A 5,716-nucleotide genomic window follows, 5' to 3' on the forward strand; every position below is an offset into this window, starting at 1 on the left:
GTAACCGTTGTGCCGATAGTGAATGTATCAGGGATGCTCATGCACAGCCGAGACTTTATCCCGTCTGATCCCGATGCCTCACCGACGAACATCAACCGTATTTTTCCGGGCAACCCGGATGGTGATGCCGCCCAGCGCTATATTGCTGCGATTTGGCAGAATTTGCTGGGGCATAATGCTGATTTTGCGATCGACTTACACACTCAAACCCGAGGTGCTGAGTATCCGCTTTATGTTTTTGCTGATTACCGTATTCCCCAAACCGTAAAAATGGCGCGCCTGATGAACCCGGATTGCATTTTTGATGATCCCGGCGATGAAGGTGTACTTGAGACTGTCTGGAATCGGAGTGGTGTTCCATCGATTACTGTTGAGGTAGGTGCCGGTAAGGTGCTGCAACCCGATATGATCGAACGCTCCTTACAGGGAGTATTGAACATTCTAAAAGCCGAAGGTGTTATTGAAGGTGAGCCGAAGCCTGCCACTCAGGAACATTATGAGGGCAAGAAAGTGATCACCGTACGTTCAGAAGTCGGAGGCTTTGCATTGCCTCAGGTGGAAATTGGTTCTCGTGTTGAAGCCGGACAGCTGGTGGCGATTCAATATGATAGTTTCGGTGATGAGCTCAAGCGTTATGAGGCTCCGTCAAGCGGGTATGTGCTCAGTGTCAATCAGGACCCTATGCGTGAGCCAGGAACCTTATTGGTTCGCTTACTTAAGTAGTATGTCGCATTGATATAAGGAACTTGTGGATTTACAGGCATCATGACGGTATAGTGCGGGGCATTATGTAGAGGGCGATTTATTCGCCTTTTATTTTGGGCTTATACCGTACGTCATTCAAGTTGGTGAAAAGTCACTGTGTAGAAAAAGCAGAAGTCTGAGAGTTGTAATGAACAAAAAAGAAGAAGTGTTAATGGTAAGGAAGGCAACAGTCTCAAAAATTGGTATGGCTAGTCGGGGGAGTTTCAAAAGGGCATTGAAAGCAGCTACTAGCCTTGTATTGATTGCATTCGGAAGTACCGCCACTGCCGGTCAGGTTTCACTAGGTGCAATAACCTCTTATGCGCCTGAAGTCTATCGGGATACCGATGCCAATGTTGTTGTAATACCTGCCGTCGGCTATGAAAGTGAACATGTATTCTTCCGTGGTTTTTCTGCCGGGGTCAGGTTATATCCAATCGGTACTCCGACTAATGTGATCTTCCGGTTGGCCTATGATCCAAGAACATTGAAGCCTTCAGACTCAAATGATGCCCAAATTCAGAAACTGGATGAGCGTGAAGCATCGGTGCTTGGTGGTATTAGCTATCAGATGATTTCGCAGGTTGGGGTTTTTGAAGTCGGAGCCGGTACCGATCTGGGGAACAAGCACAATGGTTTATACGCAGAAGCTTCCTGGAGGCTTCCTATCAGGATGAACCGCTTTGGTATCACGCCGCAAATTGGCTATTCGTACAATAGTGATCGTATTAACAACCATTTATATGGTGTCTCAAATGAGGAGTCGCTGCGTTCTGGTCTGGATGCTTTTGAAGCCGATTGGGATGGCCAATATTTCGTGGGTTTGAGCGGATATGTCTTTGTAACAGAAAGCTTAAGGCTAAATGCAAGTGTCCGATACACTAACCTGGAAGGTGATATCGAGAAAAGCCCGATTATCGCAGCGTCAGTAACCAGCCAGGGTTCTGTTGGTATTTCTTATGTTTTTTAAGCTAATCGACTAGTTAAATGCTGAGAGGCCAGTAAGCTTGTAAATACTTACTGACCTCTTTTACCTCTGCCATACTATCAGACTGAATCCCGTCTATGGATTGGTAGACTTGGCAAGCGAGCGAATGGCAATTGGCCTTAGCTTGATGATTTCGCTGGCCGAAAGTGCCCCTATAACAATCATCCCCATGGCAGTCGCTGTTGTAAGTGTCAGTGATTCATCAAAAATTACAACAGCCATCAAGGCTGCGATAACAGGAGTGAATGAACCCAGGGCCGCGCTCATTTCTGCGCCGAGTCGTGAAATGGCATATCCATAGCTGAAGTTTGCGATGATCCCGGCAGCGATACCCTGAATTAACAGATGAAAGATGACATCACTGGCCGGTGCTGACATCAAGTTAAACTCTACCCAGCCCATCGTATACAAAACAGGTAACAATAGGCAGGCCGAGATTGCCAGTATGGCACCACCAGCAATGGGTGAAAGGCCACTTACCCTCATTCCAATGGTATACCAGGCCCAACTGAAACTAGCTGCCAGCAGTAACCCGTGCCCCTGCAGAACTTGGTGCTGACCGCTTGATAACGAGTGAGTGATAAACAGGCCGATACCGATAAATATCAAGCCAATACCGAGCTTCCTGATCTTAGATATTTTCTCACGATAGCAATATGCCGCGATGGATGACACGAAGAGTGGCAGGATCCCCGGAATTAATGAAGCGCCATCGGCAACAGGTGCTAAGCGTAGCCCGTTGGCAGCCAATAGAAAGAAAGGTAACCCGGCACCAATAGCGATAGTAAAAAGGTAGCGCTTGGCTGTGGCCTTGATTTGCTTTGTTTTAGGCAGGCTTAAAATACCGAATACCAAAGCGGCTGGGACAAAGCGTAGAAGCGCAATATCACCGACAGTAAGCGGGGACTGGCCTGAAGCCCTCAGTGAGATAAAGAAGCTGGCCCAGATTAACAAGGTTGCCGCCATGGCCAGCAATCCCAACAGCTTTTCTTTCTTTGCTACACATTCCATATATATTCCGCGTAATAGTGGCTGGGAATAAAAGTATGAATAATTATCCGCAGCTAAAGTTGGCAAATGTATGGTGTGTGCGTGGATAATTTGATAAATATTTCTAATAATTTTCCATATGTTGGTGTTTTTTGTTAATTGCTGGTGGGGCTTAATAATGGATAGAAAAGATAAGCAGATTTTGGCTGAGTTACAGGGAGATGTACGTAAGACGACAGCTGAGATTGCAGATGCCGTCGGGTTGTCTGTTTCTCCTTGTGCCCGGCGAATCAAGCTGCTCGAATCAGAAGGGGTGATTGATGGCTATCAGGTTAAACTGAACAGACAAAAACTAGGCCTGATGATGACGTTTTTTGTCAACGTTAGCTTAAGCAATCACCGTGATCAGGCTATCAACGAATTTGAAAATGCGGTTGAGTGCATGCATGAAGTGATCAGCTGTCATGTGATTTCGGGGCAATACGACTATTTGCTAGAAGTTGTGAGTAAAGATCTGCAGCACTATGAAGGCTTTATGCGTAAGCTACAGACTTTGAATATGGTCAAAGATATCAATACCAACCTTGCGATCCGCCCTGTGAAACAAGGAACGCCGTTGCCGGTGTCCTAGCAGAAAGTGGCTGCTCGATAGAGGCTTGTAATGGTAATGAAAATCGAGGCGTAGATAATGGCGTTAGTAATAAAGAAGCCCACCACATTATGTGATGGGCTTACAGTTACTCGTAGCTAATGTCTTACTGATTACAGCGCTGCTTCTAAGATAGCCCGGCTGTCAGCAATAGCAATGTTTCCGTGCTCGCCCAGTGCTTTCATGCCATGTTTTTCAAGGCCGGCGACGAGTGTGTCAATCGCTGATGCATCAAGGTCGACATCTGCAAGACGTGTTGGTACTTCCATCTGCTTGAAGAAAGCAATAGTTTGGGCAATGGCAGCATCAATACGCTCATCAATAGAGCCTTCGGTAATACCAAAGATACGTTCGCCGTACTGAAGCAGTTTGGCTTCTTTGTCGGCACGCCGCTCTTGCATGACGGCAGGCAATACGATGCTCAGAGTACGGGCATGATCGATACCGTAGTTGCCGGTAAGCTCATGTCCAATCATGTGGGTCGTCCAGTCTTGAGGTACACCGACACCGATCAGGCCGTTAAGCGCCTGAGTTGCCGACCACATAACATTGGAACGTACATCCATATCATCAGGAGTAGCCAGTGCTTTAGGGCCTTCTTCAATAAGGGTAAGCAATAGACCTTCGGCAAAACGATCCTGCACTTTGGCGTTTGCAGGGAAAGTCAGGTATTGCTCCATCACGTGAACGAAAGCATCAACAACGCCATTTGCAACCTGACGAGGCGACAGGCTCAAGGTTGTTTTCGGATCCAGTACAGCAAAGATAGGCTGAACAAGAGGAGACATAAATGCCAACTTGTCTTTACCGCGAGAGACAACAGCCCCCATGTTGTTTTCTGAGCCTGTTGCCGGTAGCGTTAGCACGCAGGCCAGTGGTACGGCTGCTTTTACTGCTTCATTGGCTGCCAGGATGTTCCATGGATCTTCGCCTTTGTAGCTAGCTGCTGCAGCAATGAACTTTGTACCGTCGATAACTGAACCACCGCCAACGGCCAGCAGGTAGTCATAACCATCTGCTTTGATCATATCAACGGCTTTCATCAGGGTATCGTATTGCGGGTTTGGCTCGATACCAGCGAACTCTCCCCATTGGTGATCAGCCAGTGCAGCTTCTACTTGCGCATAGACGCCGTTGCTTTTGATTGAGCCACCACCATAGGTAACCAGAACTTTCTTATCTTTCGGAATATCATTGGTGATAGCAGCGATCTGGCCTTCACCAAAATGAATACGGGTAGGGTTTTGATAAATGAATTTGTTCATCATTGTTCTCCGGTGAGAGTCATTATCAGCCTTATCACGGCCTTGAATCGATAGGGTATAGTCTATGAGAGTTCTGGTAACTGTTTAATACACGATTCTCTCTAATACTTGCCTAATTCTACTTTTTTATGAGAGGTGCTTGCATTCGTGACTGTAACGACGATGATGGCTCTATCGGAGGTAAACATGATCAATACTGTTAGCTTAGCGACATCGCTATGTGAACTATACGGGTTGGATAAACAGATAGGGCGGGTCGATACCAGCTTACCGGGTGTCAGGTTATTCAGAATTAATAAATATCATAAAGTGACGCCGCAGATGTATCAGCAGGGCGTGGTGATTATTTTTCAGGGCAACAAGGTAGGCCATTTGAATGACTACCGTTTTGAATATGATACGGAGCATTGTCTGATCGTGGCAACGCCTTATCCTATTGCCTGTGAAACCTTTGCATCGGAAGAATCACCGCTTATCGGGATTGATATAGGGTTCGATCTTACCGTTATCCAGCAACTTGTTGAGTTAATCGAACAACATGGAGATCCTGACATATTAAGGACCGAGCCAAATGGGCGTGGTGTTGCAGCTGCCCGGATCACACCTGATATAACCAGTTGTATGACTCGCCTGCTGAAGGTGTTACACAGTCCGCTTGATTCAAAGGTGTTGGGACCTCAGATTATACGGGAATTCTTTTATTTGCTCTTACAGGGGGAGCAAGGTTACCTACTTGCCCAATACTGTAAGCAAGATAGTGCCCTGTCTCGGGTATCTAAAGTTATCAATCATGTGCAGGCCCATTATGAGCAAAAGCTGGCGATTGATGATCTGGCCGATATGGCAGGGATGAGCGTTTCTTCATTTCATCGTGCTTTTAAACAGGTAGTGACAGACCCTCCGCTGCAATACATCAAGAAAATCCGCTTAAATAAAGCAAGGACCCTGATGGTACAAGACAGAATGCCAGCCAATGTCGCGGCTGTAAAAGTCGGTTATGAAAGTGCCACCCAGTTCAGCCGTGAATTCAAGCGCTACTTTGGCCTGCCGCCGAGTAAGGCAGCCGATATCGGATTTGTG

The 5,716-nt window shown here is 46.7% G+C and carries 6 protein-coding genes; 4 read left to right on the top strand and 2 right to left on the bottom strand.

The window, feature by feature from the left end; all coding sequences use genetic code 11:
- Both MHN01_RS14445 and MHN01_RS14450 read left to right on the top strand, forming a co-directional pair.
- Positions 1-723: succinylglutamate desuccinylase/aspartoacylase family protein (locus tag MHN01_RS14445; RefSeq protein ID WP_239411983.1), on the top strand; the 723-nt coding region annotated here is incomplete at its 5' end.
- Between the two features lie 226 nt (positions 724-949).
- Complete coding sequence (locus MHN01_RS14450; RefSeq protein WP_239411987.1) at positions 950-1,714, top strand: MipA/OmpV family protein; 765 nt, start codon at positions 950-952, stop codon at positions 1,712-1,714.
- Positions 1,715-1,807: 93 nt separating this feature from the next.
- Here the strand turns inward: MHN01_RS14450 and MHN01_RS14455 are convergent, their stop codons facing one another.
- A complete protein-coding gene (locus MHN01_RS14455; protein ID WP_239411984.1) occupies positions 1,808-2,743 on the bottom strand; it encodes a DMT family transporter in 936 nt (311 codons plus the stop codon).
- A 157-nt stretch (positions 2,744-2,900) separates the two neighbouring features.
- On the opposite strand from MHN01_RS14455, the gene MHN01_RS14460 reads away from it, so the two are divergent.
- Positions 2,901-3,353 (top strand): Lrp/AsnC family transcriptional regulator, encoded by a 453-nt coding sequence (locus MHN01_RS14460; RefSeq protein ID WP_239411985.1) that lies wholly within the window; start codon positions 2,901-2,903, stop codon positions 3,351-3,353.
- 131 nt (positions 3,354-3,484) lie between these two features.
- Here MHN01_RS14460 and MHN01_RS14465 read toward each other — a convergent pair whose 3' ends face one another.
- Positions 3,485-4,636, bottom strand: coding sequence for an iron-containing alcohol dehydrogenase (locus MHN01_RS14465; protein WP_239411988.1), 1,152 nt, complete (start codon positions 4,634-4,636; stop codon positions 3,485-3,487).
- A 186-nt stretch (positions 4,637-4,822) separates the two neighbouring features.
- On the opposite strand from MHN01_RS14465, the gene MHN01_RS14470 reads away from it, so the two are divergent.
- On the top strand, positions 4,823-5,716 hold an 894-nt coding region (locus MHN01_RS14470), incomplete at its 3' end, for an AraC family transcriptional regulator (protein WP_239411986.1).

It is taken from the genome of Photobacterium sp. OFAV2-7 (genome assembly GCF_022347985.1).
Classification (GTDB): domain Bacteria; phylum Pseudomonadota; class Gammaproteobacteria; order Enterobacterales; family Vibrionaceae; genus Photobacterium.